This is a genomic window from Streptomyces sp. NPDC055749 (genome assembly GCF_053617235.1).
Genome location: NZ_JBSHFH010000029.1, coordinates 48,171 through 65,340, shown reverse-complemented (window position 1 = coordinate 65,340; position 17,170 = coordinate 48,171). Strand labels below are relative to the sequence as shown.

The window sequence follows — 17,170 nt, the reverse complement described above, 5'->3', positions numbered from 1 at the left end:
CACGGTGGACGTCTGAGTCAGCACAGAACATTGACCACCCCGCATCGCAGCCGTACCTTGCGCTGAAATCCATTTCTCGCGCCATTGCCTCCAAGGAGCCGCCCCATGCGCAGGGCACGACGTTCGGCACCACGACGCTCAGCAGCACGGCGCACCATCGGTCGCGCCACGGCCTCCGCTCTTCTCGCCTTCGCCATGACGGGCAGCCTCGCGCCGCTCGCCACCGGCGCCCCGCCCGCCGCTGACCCTCCTGTCGGCGCACCGCCGGGTGGCCCGGCCGTGGCGCAGGAAGCGGGCCCGGCGGGCTCGCCGCCCGCGAGTTCGTTCTTCTCCACCGTGCAGGTCGACTCAGGCGCGACAGTCGGGGCTCCGGCCGTGGGCGACAACGTCGACCACGGTGATCTGTGGCCCAACTGCTGGTCCGACGACGACCACGTCTACAGCGCCTACGGAGACGGCGTGGGTTTCAATGCCTCGTTCAGCGATATCGGTGTCGCCCGCATATCGGGCACTCCCGGCAACCTCTCGGGGACGACTCTGGCCCAGGGCAACGCCGTCGGCCAGACATGGACGGCCAACCACAACCGCAAGCCCACCGGCATGGCCTGTGTGGGCGGTGATCTGTACCTGGCCGTACAGGACCTCTCGTACGACTTCAACGACGCACCGGCGGCGACCATCGCCAGGTCGACCGACCACGGCCGGACCTGGACCTGGGACCGCTCGGCTCCCATGTTCGGCAACGGCGTGTTCAGCACCGTGATGTTCCTGGACTACGGAAAGGCCTACGCGAACGCACCGGACGGATACGTCTACGCCTACGGCCTCGACCACAACTGGCGGGACTCCTACAGCGATATCGTGCCGGACCCGGCCGATGTCTATCTCGGCCGTGTCCCCCGCGGTGCCGTCCAGAACCGATCCGCCTGGGAGTTCGTCAGCGGCTCCGACACCTCCGGAAATCCGACGTGGTCCTCGGACATCAGCCGCCGGACGCCGGTGCTCCACGACGACCGGCACATCTATCAGAGCGTGTACACCGGCGGCAGGGCACGCGATCTGAGCGTGATCAGCCAGGGCGGTGTCGTGTACAACAAGCCCCTGAACCGCTACATATACACCTCGTGGTCGGAGTACACGTTCGAGTTCTACGAAGCACCGAACCCGTGGGGGCCGTGGCGTCACTTCGCGACCAAGGACTTCGGCGGCTATCCGTGGACCCATGCCAAGCACGGCGGCTACGCGACCACGATCCCGTCGAAGTACATCAGCGCCGACGGAAAATCGATGTGGATGCAGTCCAACGTCTGCCCGTGCGGAGGCGGTGTTCCCAGCGGCGACCACTGGTCGTACACCTACTCCCTGCGCAAGCTCCGTCTGGAGCCCACGGTCCCGTCAACCCCGGGAAACGCCGCAGACCCGGCTCGTAACCTCGCCCGGGAAGCCGGCACTGTGGGTATCGAGCGCACCGCGCATTTCGGCAACACCTCGTTCTACAACAACGGCAACCGTACGCAGTCGGAGGACGACTGGAACGACGAGAACAAGAGCGCCAGCTGGTGGGGGTACACGTGGCCGCGTACGTACACGGTGAACAAGGTCCGCTACACCACGGGCAACATGTTCAGTGACGGCGGCTGGTTCGCCCAGGGCCTGCGGGTCCAGGTACGCAACAACGGCGCCTGGACTGACGTCGGCGGTCTCAGTACAACGCCCTCCTACCCGTACAACGCGAGCGCGGGTCCGAACCGCACGTATGAGCTCGCCTTCAATGCGGTCGCCGGGGACGGAGTGCGCATCATCGGCGTCCCTGGCGGCACCCGCACCTTCACCTCCATCGGTGAGCTGGAGGCCTACTTCAGCGGGTAGATCCAGGTGATTGTGGCCTGGCCGGGTAACCGGCCAGGCCACAACCATCACTGCCCGAGGCGGGCTACCGCCGTTCGAGCTTCCAGATCTGCGGTGCGAGCTTGTTGCATGTCCATTGCTGGACATTCGCGCCCGGCGCGGTCGATCCACCGGCTACATCCAGACACAGTCCGCTGTTGGTATTGCGCAGCGTCCAGTATCCGTCGCCCTGGTTGAGCGGCTGCCAGCTCTGAGCCGCGGAGCCGTCGCATCTCTGCTGGCTGACGTTGGCTCCCGGCTGTGTACTCGCGCCGTCCACTGCTACGCACAGTCCGCTGTTCTGGCCGGTCAGTGTGAACTGTCCGGTGGTCCGCTGGGTGAACGCGAAGTTCTGTGGCCCCAGACCGTTGCAACTCCACTGCTGGATGTTGCCTCCGGCCACTCGTGAGTCGGCCGCCACATCCAGACAGTGACCGCTGATCACATTCATCAGCCGGTAGGTGTTGCCCGAGGACAGTCCGGCGCCTGTCCAGTCGCCGGTCCCCTGAGCCGAACCCGTAGCGTAGTACGGCTTGCAGACCGTGCCGTCATAGTCGGTAGCGATCTCCAGCAGGCGTGTGCCGTCGATGGAGGGCAGCAGCGCCGAGCTGTAGTTGGGGCAGTAGCTCGCATCCGGTGAGGGCACCGCGACCGGGGCGACGATGGGGAACCAATTTCCTCCGCCGCCCTCGGTGTTGACCAGTACGGTTCTGCCGCTGGTCGTGGCGAGCGCCCCGCTCGCCTCACGGAACTGCTGACCCACCAGTACGAGCCGGCCGGTCGAGGTGCCGTTGTTCAGCCAGGAGACGACGGGGGCGTGGGCGAAGTACTGCCCGATGGCCGTCCTGATCAGCGGGCCGATGTCGGCGGGCGGCCCCCAGTTGGCGCCGTCGGCGGACGTCCGGTAGCGGGCGGCACAGTCGTACCGGTCGCCGGTGCCGCAGACCTCGTACGTCATGTAGTAGCTGCCGTTGGCCAGTTGCGCCACGGTCGCCATGCCTGGCCGCAGCCTTGCATCGGCCAGTGCCACGGTGGGATGAGGCGCGCTCCAGTTGATGCCGTCCGAGGAGAACCTTTCCTGCAGGGACTGGCTGTGACGTGCGGGGTCGGTCTCGTCGGCGTAGTGGCACACCAGGTCGCCTGCCTTGTTGACGTGCAGCGCCGGTTCCCAGAGGCCGCCGGTGTTGGCGGCTGCCGCACAGGCCGACAGGAACGACCAGTTGGAACCCTGGTCCCGGCTCTGCCACACGTTGATGGCCATCCGGCGGTTGGGCTGGTCCTGGCCGACCGAAGCCGCCCACAGCAACGTGCCGGCGGGCATCGAACCGATCGGATTCGGCAGTTCGAACAGGCTGGAACAGCAGAGGCCCGTGGCCGCGGCGGGATCATGAATTTGACCGACTTCACTGAAGGTCGCACCGTTGTCCGCGCTCCGATAGATCACGCCGACGCCGCCTTGAGCGTCGAAATCAACCACGGAGGCGACCAGCTGGCCGTTCGCGGAGCCCGAATGCGCCAGTCGGACGACGCGAGGGTAGAGGCCGGTTCCATTGCGCAGCACGGCGCCGGAGGCGGCCGCCGCGTCTGGCTGCGCGACGGCAGACGCCGACGGGGCGTCACCTGCGTTCGCATGAGCCGGTGGCGAGGTGGGCAGCAGAAGCAGCAGTGCTGCCACGAGGATCGTCAACAGTCCTGGGTGGACGGAAATGGTCTGATGGGCTCGTCTCATGTACGCGCTCCTTCGCGAAACTGAACGGTTCGCTCACGGACCAGGGCCGCAGGGGGTACGTATACGCTCGGTGACCGGGGCAGTCGTGACCCACGTTCCTGGGCAAGGCGCGACGGTACGCGCCCAGCCCCCGAGTGAGCAATCGTTTTCTCAGGATTGGTCGAAGAAGTCCTTGCCGTTCCTGGACTCTTGTTGATCCTTTACATCGTCTCGCTGAATAAGTTTCCTTCGTTTCTTGCCGTTGCTCGCCGCGCAGCGTCAGCACGGATCCCAATTCCCAATGCGCACCGTCGACATGGGTCACGGCTGCGGCTGAGCCCACTGGGACGGCGATCCGACAGGCGTGTCGGCCACCCGTCCACTGTGTGCACCTTCGAGTGAAATCCTGGGACTTTCCGGGCGAGTACGCCCCGGTGAGCGAGAATTTGCGCTCCGCTCGACCGGAGAGGACCGCAGCCACCGGGAGACCGCCGTGCACATCCTGCTTCTCGCGAGCGCCTTCAACAGCCTCACGCAACGTGTCCGGGCCGAGCTCACGGACCACGGGCACTCCGTGGCCGTGCAGCTCGTGCACGAGGACGGCCGCGCCCTGGACGCTGTGCGCCGGGAGTCCCCGGACCTCGTCGTGGCCCCGTATCTCAAGACCGCGATTCCGAGGGACGTGTGGTCGGTCCACACCTGCCTCATCGTCCATCCGGGGCCGGTCGGCGACCGGGGGCCCTCCTCCCTCGACTGGGCCGTCCACGGGGAGGCGGACAGCTGGGGCGTCACGGTCCTACAGGCGAACGCGGAGATGGACGCGGGCGACGTGTGGGCGTCCGTGCCCTGTTCGCTGCCCCCGGTGGGCAAGAGCGACCTGTACCGCAACGAGGTCTCGGACGCCGCCGCGCAGGCCGTGCTCCTGGCGGTCGGGCGCTTCGTGTCCGGGACGTACACCCCGGTGCCGCAGGCCTCCGGCACCGGCGAGGGCTGCCACCCTCTGTTCCGCCAGTCGCTGCGCCGCATCGACTGGCAGTCGGACTCCACCGCGACGGTGGTCCGCAAACTCAGGGCGGCGGACTCTCAACCCGGTGTGCTCGACGATCTGCTGGGCGGCGAGTGGTTCCTGCACGGCGGGCATCCCGAGCCCCGTCTGAGCGGTCGTCCGGGCGAACTGGTCGCCACCCGGGACGGCGCGATCTGCCGGGCGACCACCGACGGCGCGGTATGGATCCCCGAGCTGCGGCCCCGGCGGGAGCCGGGCGGTCCGGCCACCTTCAAGCTCCCTGCCACCTCGGCGCTGGCCGGCAGGCTGTCCGCGGTGCCGGAGCGGCCGGCTCCGCTGCACAGGACCGGACACGAGGACACCTGGTCCGAGATCGGCTACCGGGAGGAGGCCGGGACCGGCTTCCTGTCGTTCTCGTTCCGCGGCGGCGCGATGAGCACCGAACAGTGCCAACGCCTGCTGAGCGCCTACCGGTTCGCCTGCTCCCGGCCCACCTCGGTGCTGGTCGTCGGCGGCGGCCGGGACTTCTTCTCCAATGGCATCCACCTCAACGTCATCGAGGCGGCGGCCGATCCTGGCGCCGAGTCCTGGGCCAACATCACTGCCATGGACGACCTGGTGGAAGCGGTGCTGACCACCACGGACCGGCTCGTCGTCTCCGCCCTGGCCGGGAACGCCGCGGCGGGCGGGGTGATGCTGGCCCTCGCCGCCGACGAGGTGTGGTGCAGGGCGGGCGCGGTGCTCAATCCGCATTACCGCCTGATGGGGCTGTACGGGTCGGAGTACTGGACGTACACCCTGCCGCGTCGGGTGGGTGCGGCGACGGCCGACCGGCTGATGCGGGACGCCCTGCCGGTCAGCTCTGCGGCGGCACTGCGGCTCGGGCTGATCGACAGGAGGATCGAATGCGCTCCCAGGTCGTTCGACTCCGAGGTCTGCCCCCTGGCGACCCGCCTGGCCGCCCTGCCCGCGACGCAGTCCCGTATCAACACGAAGAAGGCGGAGCGGGACCGCGTCGACCTCACCCCGTACCGTGAGGCCGAACTCGCCCACATGCAGCGGATCTTCGCGGACCCGCACCACCCGTACCACGGGCTGCGACGGGCCTTTGTCCGCAAGGAACGCCCGGCGTCCGTCGCAGCTGCCCAGCACACCCCACGTCCCCCGGGCTGACCGCGGTCCGGCGGCGGAGCGGCTACAGCTGCTGCGCCAGCCAGTCGTACCAGTGGGCCAGACCCTCGCCGGTGGTCGCGGAAACCGTGAGCACGCGCACGTCCGGGTTCACCGAGCGAGCGTGCCGCACGCACTGCTCGACGTCGAAGTCGACGTAGGGAAGCAGATCGGCCTTGTTGATCAGGATCAGGTCGGCGGCGGCGAACATGTAGGGATACTTCAGCGGCTTGTCCGTGCCCTCGGTGACCGAGATGATCACGACCTTGGTTCGCTCCCCCAGGTCGAACAGGGCGGGGCACACCAGGTTCCCGACGTTCTCGACCATGAGCAGCGAGCCCTCGGCCGGTGACAGCGCCGTAAGCGCGTCCTGCATCATCTCCGCGTCGAGGTGGCATCCCGCTCCGGTGTTCACCTGCACCACGGCGCAGCCCGTGCGGCGGATCCGGTCGGCGTCGATCCTGGTCTCCTGATCGCCCTCGACGACCGCGACCGGCCGGCGGCCGCGGAGATCGGTGATGGTGCGTTCGAGCAGGGTGGTCTTGCCGGCGCCGGGTGAGCTCATCATGTTCACGGCCACGACGCCGCGGTCGCTCATCCACGTCCGGTTGCGGGCCGCGAGAAGGTCGTTCTTGGCGAGCACTTTCTGCTCGATGGTGACGGTCTCGCCGGCGCCGTTCGGCTGAAGATGCCTGTGCGGATGAGGATGCGGATGTCCATGGTCGGGTGCATCATCCTCCCGCAGCATGACGATCCTGGTCCCGCCGGACTCCTCGGAACAGCCGCAGGTTCCGCACATGGTTCAGCCCACTTTCATGGAGACGATCTGCAGTTCCTGTCCCGATGTGATCTCCACATCCGCGCTGCCGCAGGGACACAGCAGAATCAGGTCGGTCAGGGTGAATTCGTCGGCACAGGTGCGACAGCGGCCGGCGCCGGGCGGCTGATCGATCTCCAACCGCGCGCCCTCGGCCGCCGTTCCCTCCGTGACCAGGCCGAAGCAGAACCGCATCGATTCGGGCACCACAGCTGTGAGCACACCGACGCGGACGCGGACCGAGCGGACCGGACGCCCCGCGGCGCGTTCGCACACCGAGTCGACGACGCTCTGTGTGATGGCCAGCTCGTGCACCGGTGCCTCGTCCTTCCGCGGGTGGCTCCGACCGTAGGGCCACGAAGGGGCCGTGGCACCGTCCGACCGGACCGGTCCCCCGGCCGGATCACCCGAGCGGCCCACCGCAGGCGGTCATTCGGCCCCCGGTGGTGAGGCGGGGACGGGAATTCCCCGTGTTGCCGATGCTCTCGAATCGAGGCGTGATGGTAGCAATGTGCGCATACCCATCCAGGGGGCCGATGGCCGGTGGGCCGTCATCCTGAAAGGCGGCACTGCCATGCCGACAGAGGAAGCGGTAAAGGCGGAGGACACACTGATCCACGTGCTGTGGATCAACGCCGGACTGAGCTGTGACGGCGATTCGGTCGCTCTGACCGCCGCCACTCAGCCGAGCATCGAGGAGATCGCACTCGGCGCCCTGCCAGGACTTCCGCAGGTTGCCGTCCACTGGCCGCTCATCGATTTCGAGTGCGGGCCCAACGGCGGCGCGGACGATTTCCTCGAATGGTTCTTCAAGGCCGATCGTGGAGAACTGGAACCGTTCGTCCTGGTGGTCGAGGGATCCATCCCGAACGAGAAACTGCACGACGACGGGTACTGGTGCGGATTCGGCAACGATCCCGCCACCGGTCAGCCGATGACCACCAGCGAATGGCTCGACCGGCTCGCCCCGAAGGCGACCGCGATCGTCGCGGTCGGCACCTGCGCGACGTACGGCGGCATCCATGCCATGGCGGGCAACCCGACCGGCGCGATGGGGGTCCCCGACTACCTGGGCTGGGACTGGAAGTCCAAGGCCGGCATCCCGATCGTGTGCGTCCCCGGCTGCCCGATCCAGCCGGACAACCTGTCGGAGACACTCACCTACCTGCTCTACATGGCCACCGACCAGGCTCCGATGATCCCCCTCGACGACGCGCTGCGGCCGACGTGGCTGTTCGGAGCGACGGTCCACGAGGGCTGCGACCGGGCCGGGTACTACGAGCAGGCCGACTTCGCGACGGAGTACGGCTCGCCGAAGTGCATCGTCAAGCTGGGCTGCTGGGGCCCCACGGTCAAGTGCAACGTGCCCAAGCGCGGCTGGATGAACGGCATCGGCGGCTGCCCCAACGTCGGTGGGATCTGCATCGGCTGCACCATGCCCGGGTTTCCGGACAAGTTCATGCCGTTCATGGACGAACCCCCCGGCGGAAAGCTCTCGACCAACGCGGTCGGACTGTACGGGTCGACGATGCGGCGCCTGCGCCACATCACCACCCACACCCTCGACCGCGAACCGAAATGGCGTAAGCCTGGCAAGGAACTCAAGACCGGCGCCACACGCACCTGGTAAGTGACCGCGAAATCACCGCAACAGACAGAAAGATGAGGCGGCGCAATGACCGCGACGCAGCACAAGGGTGCCGGAGGAGGCCGGGGAAAGAATGACCTGGTCGAAATGGCGTGGGATCCCATTACCCGGATCGTCGGCAGCCTGGGCATCTACACGAAGATCGACTTCAAGCAGAAGGTGGTCGCGGAGTGCCACAGCACCAGTTCCATCTTCCGCGGCTATTCGGTCTTCATGAAGGGAAAGGATCCGCGGGACGCGCACTTCATCACAAGTCGCATCTGCGGAATCTGCGGTGACAACCACGCCACGTGTTCCTGTTACGCGCAGAACATGGCGTACGGGGTGAAGCCGCCGCACCTCGGCGAATGGATCGTGAATCTCGGCGAGGCCGCGGAGTACATGTTCGACCACAACATCTTCCAGGAGAACCTGGTCGGGGTCGACTACTGCGAGAAGATGGTCGCGGAGACCAACCCAGGGGTGCTGGAGCAGGCCAACCGCACCCCCTCACCGCATGCCGACGCCCACGGGTACAAGACCATCGGCGACATCATGCGGTCGCTGAACCCGTTCACCGGCGAGTTCTACCGCGAGGCGCTCCAGGTCAGCCGTATGACCCGGGAGATGTTCTGTCTGATGGAGGGCCGGCACGTCCATCCCTCCACGCTGTATCCCGGCGGCGTAGGCACCGTGGCGACCATTCAGCTGATGACGGACTACATCACCCGGCTCCAGCGGTACGTCGAGTTCATGAAGAAGGTCGTGCCGATGCACGACGATCTCTTCGACTTCTTCTACGAAGCCCTGCCGGGGTACGAGCAGGTCGGCAACCGGCGCATCCTGCTGGGCTGCTGGGGCTCCTTCCAGGACCCGGAGTACTGCAACTTCGAGTACAAGGACATGACCGACTGGGGACGCAAGATGTATGTCACCCCCGGTGTGGTCGTCGACGGGAAGCTGGTCACCACTGACCTGGTGGAGATCAACCTCGGCATCCGGATTCTGCTCGGTTCGTCGTACTACAACGACTGGGAGGAGCAGGAGACCTTCGTCTCCCACGACCCGCTCGGCAATCCGGTCGACCGGCGCCACCCGTGGAACCAGCACACCAACCCGCAACCGCAGAAACGGGACCTGGACGGCAAGTACAGCTGGGTCATGTCACCGCGGTGGTTCGACGGCAAGGACTACCTGGCTCTCGACACGGGCGGTGGGCCGCTCGCGCGGCTGTGGACCACAGCGCTGGCCGGTCTGGTCGACATCGGCTACATCCAGGCCACCGGCCACAGCGTCAAGATCAACCTCCCCAAGACCGCGCTCAAGGGGCCGGTGGAGCTGGAGTGGCACGTCCCGAAGTGGAGCAACACCATCGAGCGCAACCGTGCGCGCAGCTACTTCCAGGCGTACGCGGCCGCCTGCGCGCTCCACTTCGCGGAGAAGGCGCTCGTGGAGATCCGCTCGGGAAACACCAAGACCTGGGAGAAGTTCGAGGTGCCCGAAGAGGGTGTGGGCTGCGGGTTCACCGAGGCGGTACGCGGTGTCCTCTCGCACCACATGGTGATCCGGGACGGCAAGATCGCCAACTACCACCCGTACCCGCCGACTCCGTGGAACGCCAGCCCCCGCGACACGTACGGCACTCCCGGCCCCTACGAGGACGCCGTGCAGGGCCAGCCGATCTTCGAGGAGAACGACCGGGAGCACTTCAAGGGCATCGACATCATGCGCACGGTGCGCAGCTTCGACCCCTGTCTGCCCTGCGGCGTGCACATGTATCTCGGCGAGGGCAAGAAGCTGGAACTCCTGCACTCCCCCACCCAGTCCGCGGGCAGCGAGTGATGGCGCGGGAGGAGTCCCCGGCCGCGCCCGACTGGCGTGCGACCGGTGAACGCATTGACACCCTGATCGCCGCCAGCGGCTCGGGCGGCGCGGTCGCCCGCGAACGCAGCGAGGAACTGGTCCGGCTCGTCGCCGACTTCTACGGCGCCGGGCTGGAACGGCTGCTCGACCTCGTGCACGAGCAGGGGCGGCTGGACGACGACGTCCTGGCCGCTCTGGCCGGCGACGACCTGGTGGCCAGCGTCCTGCTGGTCCACGGGCTGCACCCGTACGGCGTGGAGACCCGGGTCGAGCAGGCGCTGGAGAGTGTGCGGCCGTATCTGGGGTCGCACGGCGGTGATGTGGAGCTGCTCGCTGTCACCGACGAGGGCACCGTCCGGTTGCGGCTGCTGGGCAGTTGCGACGGCTGTCCTTCGTCCTCGGTCACGCTGAAGCTTGCCGTGCAGGGGGCGGTGGAGGCTGCGGCTCCGGAGATCACCTCGATCGAGGTCGAGACCGCGGCCGACGAGGATGCCGGGGCGGCGGGGCCGCTGGTGCCGGTGGACTCCCTGTTCGCCCGGCTGCACGCGGACGCCGCGGCCGGCGACGACGGCGCCTTCTGGCACGTCGTGCCGGAACTGTCGGGGCTGGAGTCCGGCGCGGTGGCCCGGGTGGACGTCGGCAGAATGCCGGTGGTTGTCTGCCGTGTGGGCGCGGACCTCCTTGCCTTCGAGGACCGGTGCGCGCGTTGCGAGCGGCCGTTCGAGGGCGCCACGCTGACGCGGCGGCTGGGCGGTGGGCCCGGGGACGCGATCCTTCGCTGCGCCGGGTGCCGTGCGCACTACGACGTGCGGCGGGCCGGGGTCTGCCTCGACGAGGACGGTGCGCACCTGGCCCCGCTGCCGCTGCTGTCGGACGGTGCCGCGGTCTCCGTTTCGGTGCCCGCGGCGGTGGCGCCGTGATCGCGGCCGGCCGTTCCGCCTCCCCGGCATCCACCCTGCTGCGCCTCACACGCAACCGGCCGCAGCCGCCTGCCGGTGAGCGCTGCGAGATGTGTGCCGCGCCGATCGGCGAGGGCCACCCCCATGTGGTGAACCTCGACAGCCGCGCCCTGATGTGCGGATGCCGGGCCTGCTATCTGCTGTTCACCGACGAGGGAGCACAGCTGCACTACCGGGCGGTCCCCGAGCGCTATCTGCACTTCGACGGACTGACCGTGGACGGGCGTGCCTGGGACGAACTGCAGATTCCCGTCGGGCTCGCCTTCCTGTTCCGCAACTCCGTCATGGACCGCATGGTCGCGTTCTACCCGGGCCCCGCCGGGGCCACCGAGTCGGAGCTGCCGCTGGACGCCTGGGCGGCCGTCGTCGAGTCGAGCCCGGAACTCACCGTGCTGCGCCCCGACGTGGAGGCACTGCTGATCCGGCGCACGGAAGGGAGCGGCGGATCGTGCCATCTGGTGCCGATCGACGCCTGTTACGAACTGGTGGGGCAACTGCGCACACTGTGGCGCGGGTTCGACGGCGGCTCCGAGGCGCGGGCCGCGATGGACGGCTTCTTCGCTCGGGTGGCTGACCGCAGCCGGCCCGCCGCCGGGATCGGAGCGCAGTGAACGACTTCGTTTTCTCCGTGCTCGACGTGTTCGCCGAGCCGTACGCGGCCGCGCCGCAGCTGACCGCTCGACTGCGGATCGAGGAGCGGACGGGCCGGCGCATCCACGCCATCGCGCTGCACTGCCAAGTCCGCATCGAGCCGCAGCGACGCCACTACGACGATGCCGAACAGAGCGGGCTGGTAGCACTGTTCGGCGGCCGGGACCGCTGGACGGACACCTTGAAGCCGTTCCAGTGGATGAGCTGCGACACCACGGTGCAGGGGTTCAGCGGCGCGACCGAGGTGGACCTCGCCCTGCCCTGCACGTACGACTTCGACGTGATCGGTTCCCGCTATCTGCACGCCCTGGGAGAGGGTTCGGTCCCTCTGGTCCTGATGTTCTCCGGCACGGTCTTCACCCGCGGCAGCAAGGGCTTCGGGGTCGAGCAGGTGCCGTGGGACTGCGAGGCCCGGTACTCGATGCCGGTGGAGGTGTGGCGGCGCATGGTGGCGGCGCACTTCCCGAACACCGGGTGGATCAGGCTGGACCACGAGGTGCTCGCGCGGTTCGCGGACTTCCGGGCCCGGCGCGGGCTGATCAGCTGGGACGAGACGGTCCAGGCACTCCTGGCCGAGCACGACGAGGTGGTCCTGTGAGCCTTGACCAGGTGCGTTCGATCGCCGACGCCGTCCTTTACGAGGGGTACCTCCTCTACCCGTACCGGGCGAGCTCGAACAAGAACCGCTCACGTTGGCAGTTCGGGGTCCTCGGCCCGCCGCACGCCACGGCGGCGAGTTTCAGTGAGGAGCCGGAGATGGAGATGCAGTGTCTGCTGGCCCCGAATGACGGGCCGGCGGCCGTCACTGTGCATCTGCGCTTCCTCCAGCTCCAGGTCCGCGAGGTCTGGACCACGGGCGAGGACGGGGTGGACGCACCGGTCGACCACCTCACCGTCGACGGGGTGTCGGTGATGTCCTGGGACGAGGCGGTCGAACAGGAAGTCGTCCTGACTGCCTTGCCGTTGACGGAGGAGGCGGACGCCGTCCACCGGGTCCCGGGCGGTGAGGACATCGAACCGGTGACCGACGCACAGGGCGTGGAGGTGGGCCGGATCGTGCGGCGCCGGCTGCCGTTGGCGTTCCGGGTCCGTGCGCGACCCGTCGTCGACGGCGGATACGTACGCCTCTCCGTGGCGGTGCGCAACGAGCACCCGGAGCCGGCCGTCACCAAGGAGGCGGCGATCCGGTCCTCGCTGATCGGCGCCCATCTCCTGATCCGGGCGCACGACGCCGAGTTCGTCTCACTGCTCGAACCGCCCACCGGGGCGGCGGCAGCCGCCGGCCGTTGCCGACAGCGCAGGTGCTGGCCCGTGCTGGCCGGCCCGAAGGGGGCGAAAGACATCCTGCTCGGCGCGCCGATCATCCTGTACGACTACCCGGAGGTCGCCGAGCAGAGCCCGGGTGCCCTGTTCGACTCGACCGAGATCGACGAGATCCTCACCCTCCGGGTCATGACCATGACGGAGGAGGAGAAGGCGGAGGCCCGTGCCACCGATCCCCGCGCCCGGGAGATCATCGACCGGTGCGACGGCATGTCGCCCGCCGACCTCCAACAGCTGCACGGACTGCTGCGCGACCCCCACGCGCCCGAACCGGCGGCTCTCGTGGGGCGGGCGGCCGACGTCCGGGACGTCGAGCCCGCCACCTTCGACACCGCGGGCGCACCCTGGTGGGACCCGGCGGCCGATGCCTCGGTACGGCCCGGGAGCGACGCGGTGATGATCGACGGGGTCAGGGTGGCCAAGGGCAGCCTGGTCCGGGTCCATCCCTCCCGGCGCGCCGACGCACAGGACCTGTTCTTCGCCGGCCAGGTGGCACGCGTGACCGCCGTTCTCTCGGACGTGGACGGCGGTACGCACGTCGCCCTGGTCCTTGTCGACGACCCGGCGTCGGACCTGCACGACTGGTACGGCCGCTACTTCTACTTCGCGCCCGACGAGCTGACACCCCTGTCCGTCGAGGAGACCGCGCAGCACCGAGAGGAGAACCAATCGTGAAGAACCTGGGCATCATCACCGTCGGCGTCGCGGCGGCCGTGACGGTCGTCGCGGTGGGGATCGGGATCAAGTCGATCCCCGACATCCGCCGCTACCTGCGAATCCGTTCGATGTGAAACCCCCGATCCGAATGATGTGAGTGAGGAGCACCCCATGGCGGACACACCGGAGAAGAACGGCGGCATCAAGGAGGAGCCACAGGAGGAACGGGGCCCGAAGGGGTCCCGCGACACCGGCTCGGACAAGCCGGAAGGCGGCCCCGTCGACCGCCCCTCGGGCACCGCGGACGAGCGCTCCGACACCTCCGTACAGCCGAAGAAGCCCCAGGACCCGGAATCGCCCGACCTCCAGTCCGGTGGCGGCTGAGCCGAGGATGACGCAAGAACCGGACACGGCCGCCCGGGTGCTGGTTGCGGGCATCGGCAATCTGTTCCTCGGCGACGACGGCTTCGGCCCGGAGGTCGTACGCCGGCTGGCCCGCGCCGACGGGATGCCCCCGCAGGTCCGGGTGGTGGACTACGGGATCCGCGGCATGCATCTCGCGTACGACCTGCTCGACGGGTACGGCGCGCTGGTCCTCGTCGACGCGTACCCGGGGGGCGGCGTACCCGGGGAGGTGACCGTGCTCCGCATCGGCGCGGAGGACCTCGGTACGGGTGAATTCGACGCCCATGGGATGAATCCGGTAGCTGTCCTTGCAAATCTGGATCAATTGGGCGGTACTCTTCCGCTCACCTACCTCGTCGGCTGCACGCCCGCCGGAGTCGAGGAGGGCATCGGGCTCAGCGAAGCCGTCGGCAAGGCGGTGCCCGAGGCGATCCAGGCAGTGCACACCCTGGTCCGGCAGCTCGTGCCGGCCGCATCCCTGAACAGCGCCGAACCCCGGAGACCCTGATCATGTGCCTAGGAATCCCTGGCCGCGTCGTGGAGATCGTGGACGGGTATGCGGGCCAGCTGGCTCTGGTGGACGTGGAGGGTGCCCGGCGCCGCGTCAACATCGGCATGCTCGACGAAGCACCCGGTTGCGACGACTGGGTGCTTCTCCACATGGGCTTCGCCGTCGAGCTCATCGACCGCGCGAAGGCCCAGGAGGCTCTGTCGGGTCTGGAGATGATGGGCCGGGGCCGGGAGCAGCGGATCCGGCGGCGGTTCGAGGTGCGCGGGGTCGTACAGGGCGTGGGGTTCCGGCCCTTCGTCTACGTCACCGCCTCGGAGCTGATGCTCACGGGTTCGGTGACCAACACCGGCGACGGAGTGCTTGCCGAGGTCGAGGGACCGGCCGCGGCCGTGGAGGAGTTCGGCCGCCGGCTCCGTACCGACGCCCCGCCGCTCTCGGTCGTCGAGGACGTGCGCACGAGCGAACAGCCGACGCGCGGGGGCACGGGCTTCGCCATCGAGCGCTCCAGTACGTCCGACCGGGGCAGAACGCTCGTCTCTCCCGACATCGCCACCTGCCGGGACTGCCTCGACGAGCTCGGCGACCCGTCGAACCGGCGCCACCGCCACCCCTTCATCACGTGCACGCACTGCGGCCCCCGCTTCACGATCGTCACCGGCCTTCCGTACGACCGGGCCGCCACCACGATGGCGGACTTCGAGATGTGCGCGACCTGCCGGGCGGAGTACGAGGATCCGCGCGACCGGCGCTTCCACGCCCAGCCGATCGCCTGCCCCGACTGCGGACCGCGTCTCGAACTCGTCGGCAAGAACGGTGTGTCCCCGTCCCACGATGCGAACGCGCTGCGGACCGCGCGGGAGCTCCTCGCCGCCGGCGCGATCGTCGCGGTCAAGGGCCTCGGCGGCTATCACCTGGTGTGCGACGCCCGCAATGACGACGCCGTGGCCGAGCTGCGCCGACGTAAACGGCGCGGCGGCAAGCCCTTCGCGGTCATGGTCCCGGGCCTCGACGTCGCGCGGGAACTGGTGACCCTCACGGCGGACGAGGAAGAGCTCCTGACCTGTGGCCGCCGGCCGATCGTGCTCCTCCCCCGGCACTCCGACCGGCCCGGGGCGGGGGTGTCCGAAGCCGTGGCACCCGGCAGCCCCCACCTCGGACTGCTCCTTCCGTATACCCCGTTGCACGTCCTGCTCTTCGGGATCGGTGACGACCGGCCGGGACCGGACGCACTGGTGATGACGTCGGCCAATCTGTCGGGCGAGCCGATCGTCACGGACGACGGGGACGCGCTGACCGTCCTCGCCCCGCTGGTGGATGCCTGGCTTCGGCACGACCGGCGGATCCATGTGCCGTGCGACGACTCGGTCAGCCGGTATGCGGCCGGTGCGGAACTGCCGCTCCGCCGCTCGCGCGGATACGCCCCGCTGCCGCTCGCGCTGCCCTTCGACGTTCCCCCGACGCTTGCCGTGGGCGCCGATCTGAAGAACACCTGCGCGGTGGCCGAAGGCCGTTACGCCTGGCTGAGCCAGCACATCGGCGACATGGACGACCTGTCCACGGTCGACGCGCTCACCCGGATCGAGAAGCACCTGGAGGACCTCACCGGGGTAGCGCCCGCCGGGCTGGTGGCCGACCGTCACCCCGGCTACCGCTCCGGCGACTGGGCCCGCGCCCACGCGGCCGGACGGCCTGTCCGCACGGTGCAGCACCACCACGCGCACATCGCGTCCGTGATGGCGGAGCACGGCCTGGGCGCGCACGAGCGTGTGATCGGCATCGCCTTCGACGGCACCGGCCACGGCGACGACGGGGCGGCCTGGGGCGGCGAGGTCCTGGTGGCCGGCTACGCGTCGTTCCGCAGGGCCGCGCACCTCGGTTACGTACCGCTGGCCGGGGGCGACGCGAGCGTCCTCCGTCCGTACCGGATGGCCCTCGCTCATCTGCACGCGGCAGGCGTCCCCTGGGACGAGGACCTGCCCGCGGTCCGGGCCTGCCCCCCTTCTGAACGCGGCGTACTGGCACACCAGTTCGCCACCGGCTTCGGCTGCGTGCCCACGTCGGGAATGGGCCGGCTCTTCGACGCGGTCGCCTCCCTGGCCGGCGTCCGGCACGAGGTGGCCTACGAGGCGGAGGCGGCCATGGAGCTGGAGGCGCTGGCCCGCTCCGCGGCGGCCGGCTTCGCAACGCTGGAGGGCAGCCACTGCTTCGGAATCCGACCCGGTACGGGAGAGGAACCCACCATCGCAGACCCGGGCCCGGTCGTGCGGGCCGTGGTGTCCGACGTGAGGGCCGGTGTTCCCGCCGGGCTGATCGCCGCGCGGTTCCACGCCGCGGTCGCCGCTCTGGTGGTCGGCCTCGCGGACCTGTGCCGTAGGGACACCGGCCTCGATGCCGTGGCCCTGGGCGGCGGCGTCTTCCAGAACGCCGTGCTGCTCGAAGCGACGCAACGCGGCCTGAGGGAGCAAGGCTTCACCGTCCTGCGGCCGCGGCTGCTCCCGCCGAACGACGGCGGGATCGCCCTTGGCCAGCTCATGATCGCCGCATCGGGCTGACGCCGCGGCAACCCGTACCCAAGAGGGATCCACA

Annotated in this window: 15 protein-coding genes; 12 read left to right on the top strand and 3 right to left on the bottom strand. The window is 68.9% G+C overall.

The window, feature by feature from the left end; all coding sequences use genetic code 11:
• Positions 1 to 105 precede the first annotated feature (105 nt).
• On the top strand, positions 106 to 1,869 hold the full coding sequence (locus ACWGO0_RS22055) for a hypothetical protein (RefSeq protein ID WP_453537469.1): 1,764 nt from the start codon (positions 106 to 108) through the stop codon (positions 1,867 to 1,869).
• Between the two features lie 64 nt (positions 1,870 to 1,933).
• Here the strand turns inward: ACWGO0_RS22055 and ACWGO0_RS22050 are convergent, their stop codons facing one another.
• A complete protein-coding gene (locus ACWGO0_RS22050; protein ID WP_453537466.1) occupies positions 1,934 to 3,616 on the bottom strand; it encodes an RICIN domain-containing protein in 1,683 nt (560 codons plus the stop codon).
• Positions 3,617 to 4,088: 472 nt separating this feature from the next.
• Between ACWGO0_RS22050 and ACWGO0_RS22045 the strand changes: the two genes are divergently transcribed.
• On the top strand, positions 4,089 to 5,774 hold the full coding sequence (locus ACWGO0_RS22045; RefSeq protein WP_453537463.1) for a hydrogenase maturation protein: 1,686 nt from the start codon (positions 4,089 to 4,091) through the stop codon (positions 5,772 to 5,774).
• Between the two features lie 22 nt (positions 5,775 to 5,796).
• Here the strand turns inward: ACWGO0_RS22045 and hypB are convergent, their stop codons facing one another.
• Together hypB and ACWGO0_RS22035 are read right to left on the bottom strand one after the other, a co-directional pair.
• The gene (hypB, locus tag ACWGO0_RS22040) at positions 5,797 to 6,519 is read right to left on the bottom strand and encodes a hydrogenase nickel incorporation protein HypB (protein WP_453537460.1); all 723 of its coding nucleotides are present in this window, start codon (positions 6,517 to 6,519) and stop codon (positions 5,797 to 5,799) included.
• A gap of 54 nt (positions 6,520 to 6,573) precedes the next feature.
• Positions 6,574 to 6,903, bottom strand: coding sequence for a hydrogenase maturation nickel metallochaperone HypA/HybF (locus ACWGO0_RS22035; protein ID WP_453537457.1), 330 nt, complete (start codon positions 6,901 to 6,903; stop codon positions 6,574 to 6,576).
• Positions 6,904 to 7,162: 259 nt separating this feature from the next.
• Between ACWGO0_RS22035 and ACWGO0_RS22030 the strand changes: the two genes are divergently transcribed.
• Genes ACWGO0_RS22030 through hypF form a run of 10 tightly spaced genes read left to right on the top strand, consistent with a single transcriptional unit; the run spans position 7,163 to position 17,136 of the window.
• Positions 7,163 to 8,218, top strand: coding sequence for an NADH-quinone oxidoreductase subunit B family protein (locus ACWGO0_RS22030; RefSeq protein ID WP_453537454.1), 1,056 nt, complete (start codon positions 7,163 to 7,165; stop codon positions 8,216 to 8,218).
• Positions 8,219 to 8,263: 45 nt separating this feature from the next.
• Complete coding sequence (locus ACWGO0_RS22025; RefSeq protein ID WP_453537451.1) at positions 8,264 to 10,057, top strand: nickel-dependent hydrogenase large subunit; 1,794 nt, start codon at positions 8,264 to 8,266, stop codon at positions 10,055 to 10,057.
• Positions 10,057 to 10,998, top strand: a complete 942-nt coding sequence (locus ACWGO0_RS22020; RefSeq protein WP_453537448.1) for a NifU family protein — start codon at positions 10,057 to 10,059, stop codon at positions 10,996 to 10,998. The genes ACWGO0_RS22025 and ACWGO0_RS22020 overlap by 1 nt, the downstream gene beginning before the upstream one ends.
• Positions 10,995 to 11,648: a DUF5947 family protein gene (locus tag ACWGO0_RS22015; protein ID WP_453537445.1), complete on the top strand. Its 654-nt coding sequence runs from the start codon at positions 10,995 to 10,997 to the stop codon at positions 11,646 to 11,648. The genes ACWGO0_RS22020 and ACWGO0_RS22015 overlap by 4 nt, the downstream gene beginning before the upstream one ends.
• Positions 11,645 to 12,286, top strand: a complete 642-nt coding sequence (locus ACWGO0_RS22010; protein WP_453537442.1) for a DUF6084 family protein — start codon at positions 11,645 to 11,647, stop codon at positions 12,284 to 12,286. The genes ACWGO0_RS22015 and ACWGO0_RS22010 overlap by 4 nt, the downstream gene beginning before the upstream one ends.
• Positions 12,283 to 13,686, top strand: a complete 1,404-nt coding sequence (locus ACWGO0_RS22005; protein WP_453537440.1) for a hypothetical protein — start codon at positions 12,283 to 12,285, stop codon at positions 13,684 to 13,686. Before ACWGO0_RS22010 ends, ACWGO0_RS22005 begins: the two co-directional genes overlap by 4 nt.
• Complete coding sequence (locus ACWGO0_RS22000; protein WP_453537437.1) at positions 13,683 to 13,802, top strand: DUF6893 family small protein; 120 nt, start codon at positions 13,683 to 13,685, stop codon at positions 13,800 to 13,802. Before ACWGO0_RS22005 ends, ACWGO0_RS22000 begins: the two co-directional genes overlap by 4 nt.
• 37 nt (positions 13,803 to 13,839) lie before the next feature.
• Positions 13,840 to 14,052, top strand: coding sequence for a hypothetical protein (locus ACWGO0_RS21995; protein WP_453537434.1), 213 nt, complete (start codon positions 13,840 to 13,842; stop codon positions 14,050 to 14,052).
• 7 nt (positions 14,053 to 14,059) lie between these two features.
• Positions 14,060 to 14,581 carry a hydrogenase maturation protease gene (locus ACWGO0_RS21990; RefSeq protein WP_453537431.1) on the top strand — a complete coding sequence of 174 codons (522 nt, stop codon included), beginning with the start codon at positions 14,060 to 14,062 and terminating at the stop codon, positions 14,579 to 14,581.
• 2 nt (positions 14,582 to 14,583) lie between these two features.
• Positions 14,584 to 17,136, top strand: coding sequence for a carbamoyltransferase HypF (hypF, locus tag ACWGO0_RS21985; protein WP_453537429.1), 2,553 nt, complete (start codon positions 14,584 to 14,586; stop codon positions 17,134 to 17,136).
• Positions 17,137 to 17,170 lie beyond the last annotated feature (34 nt).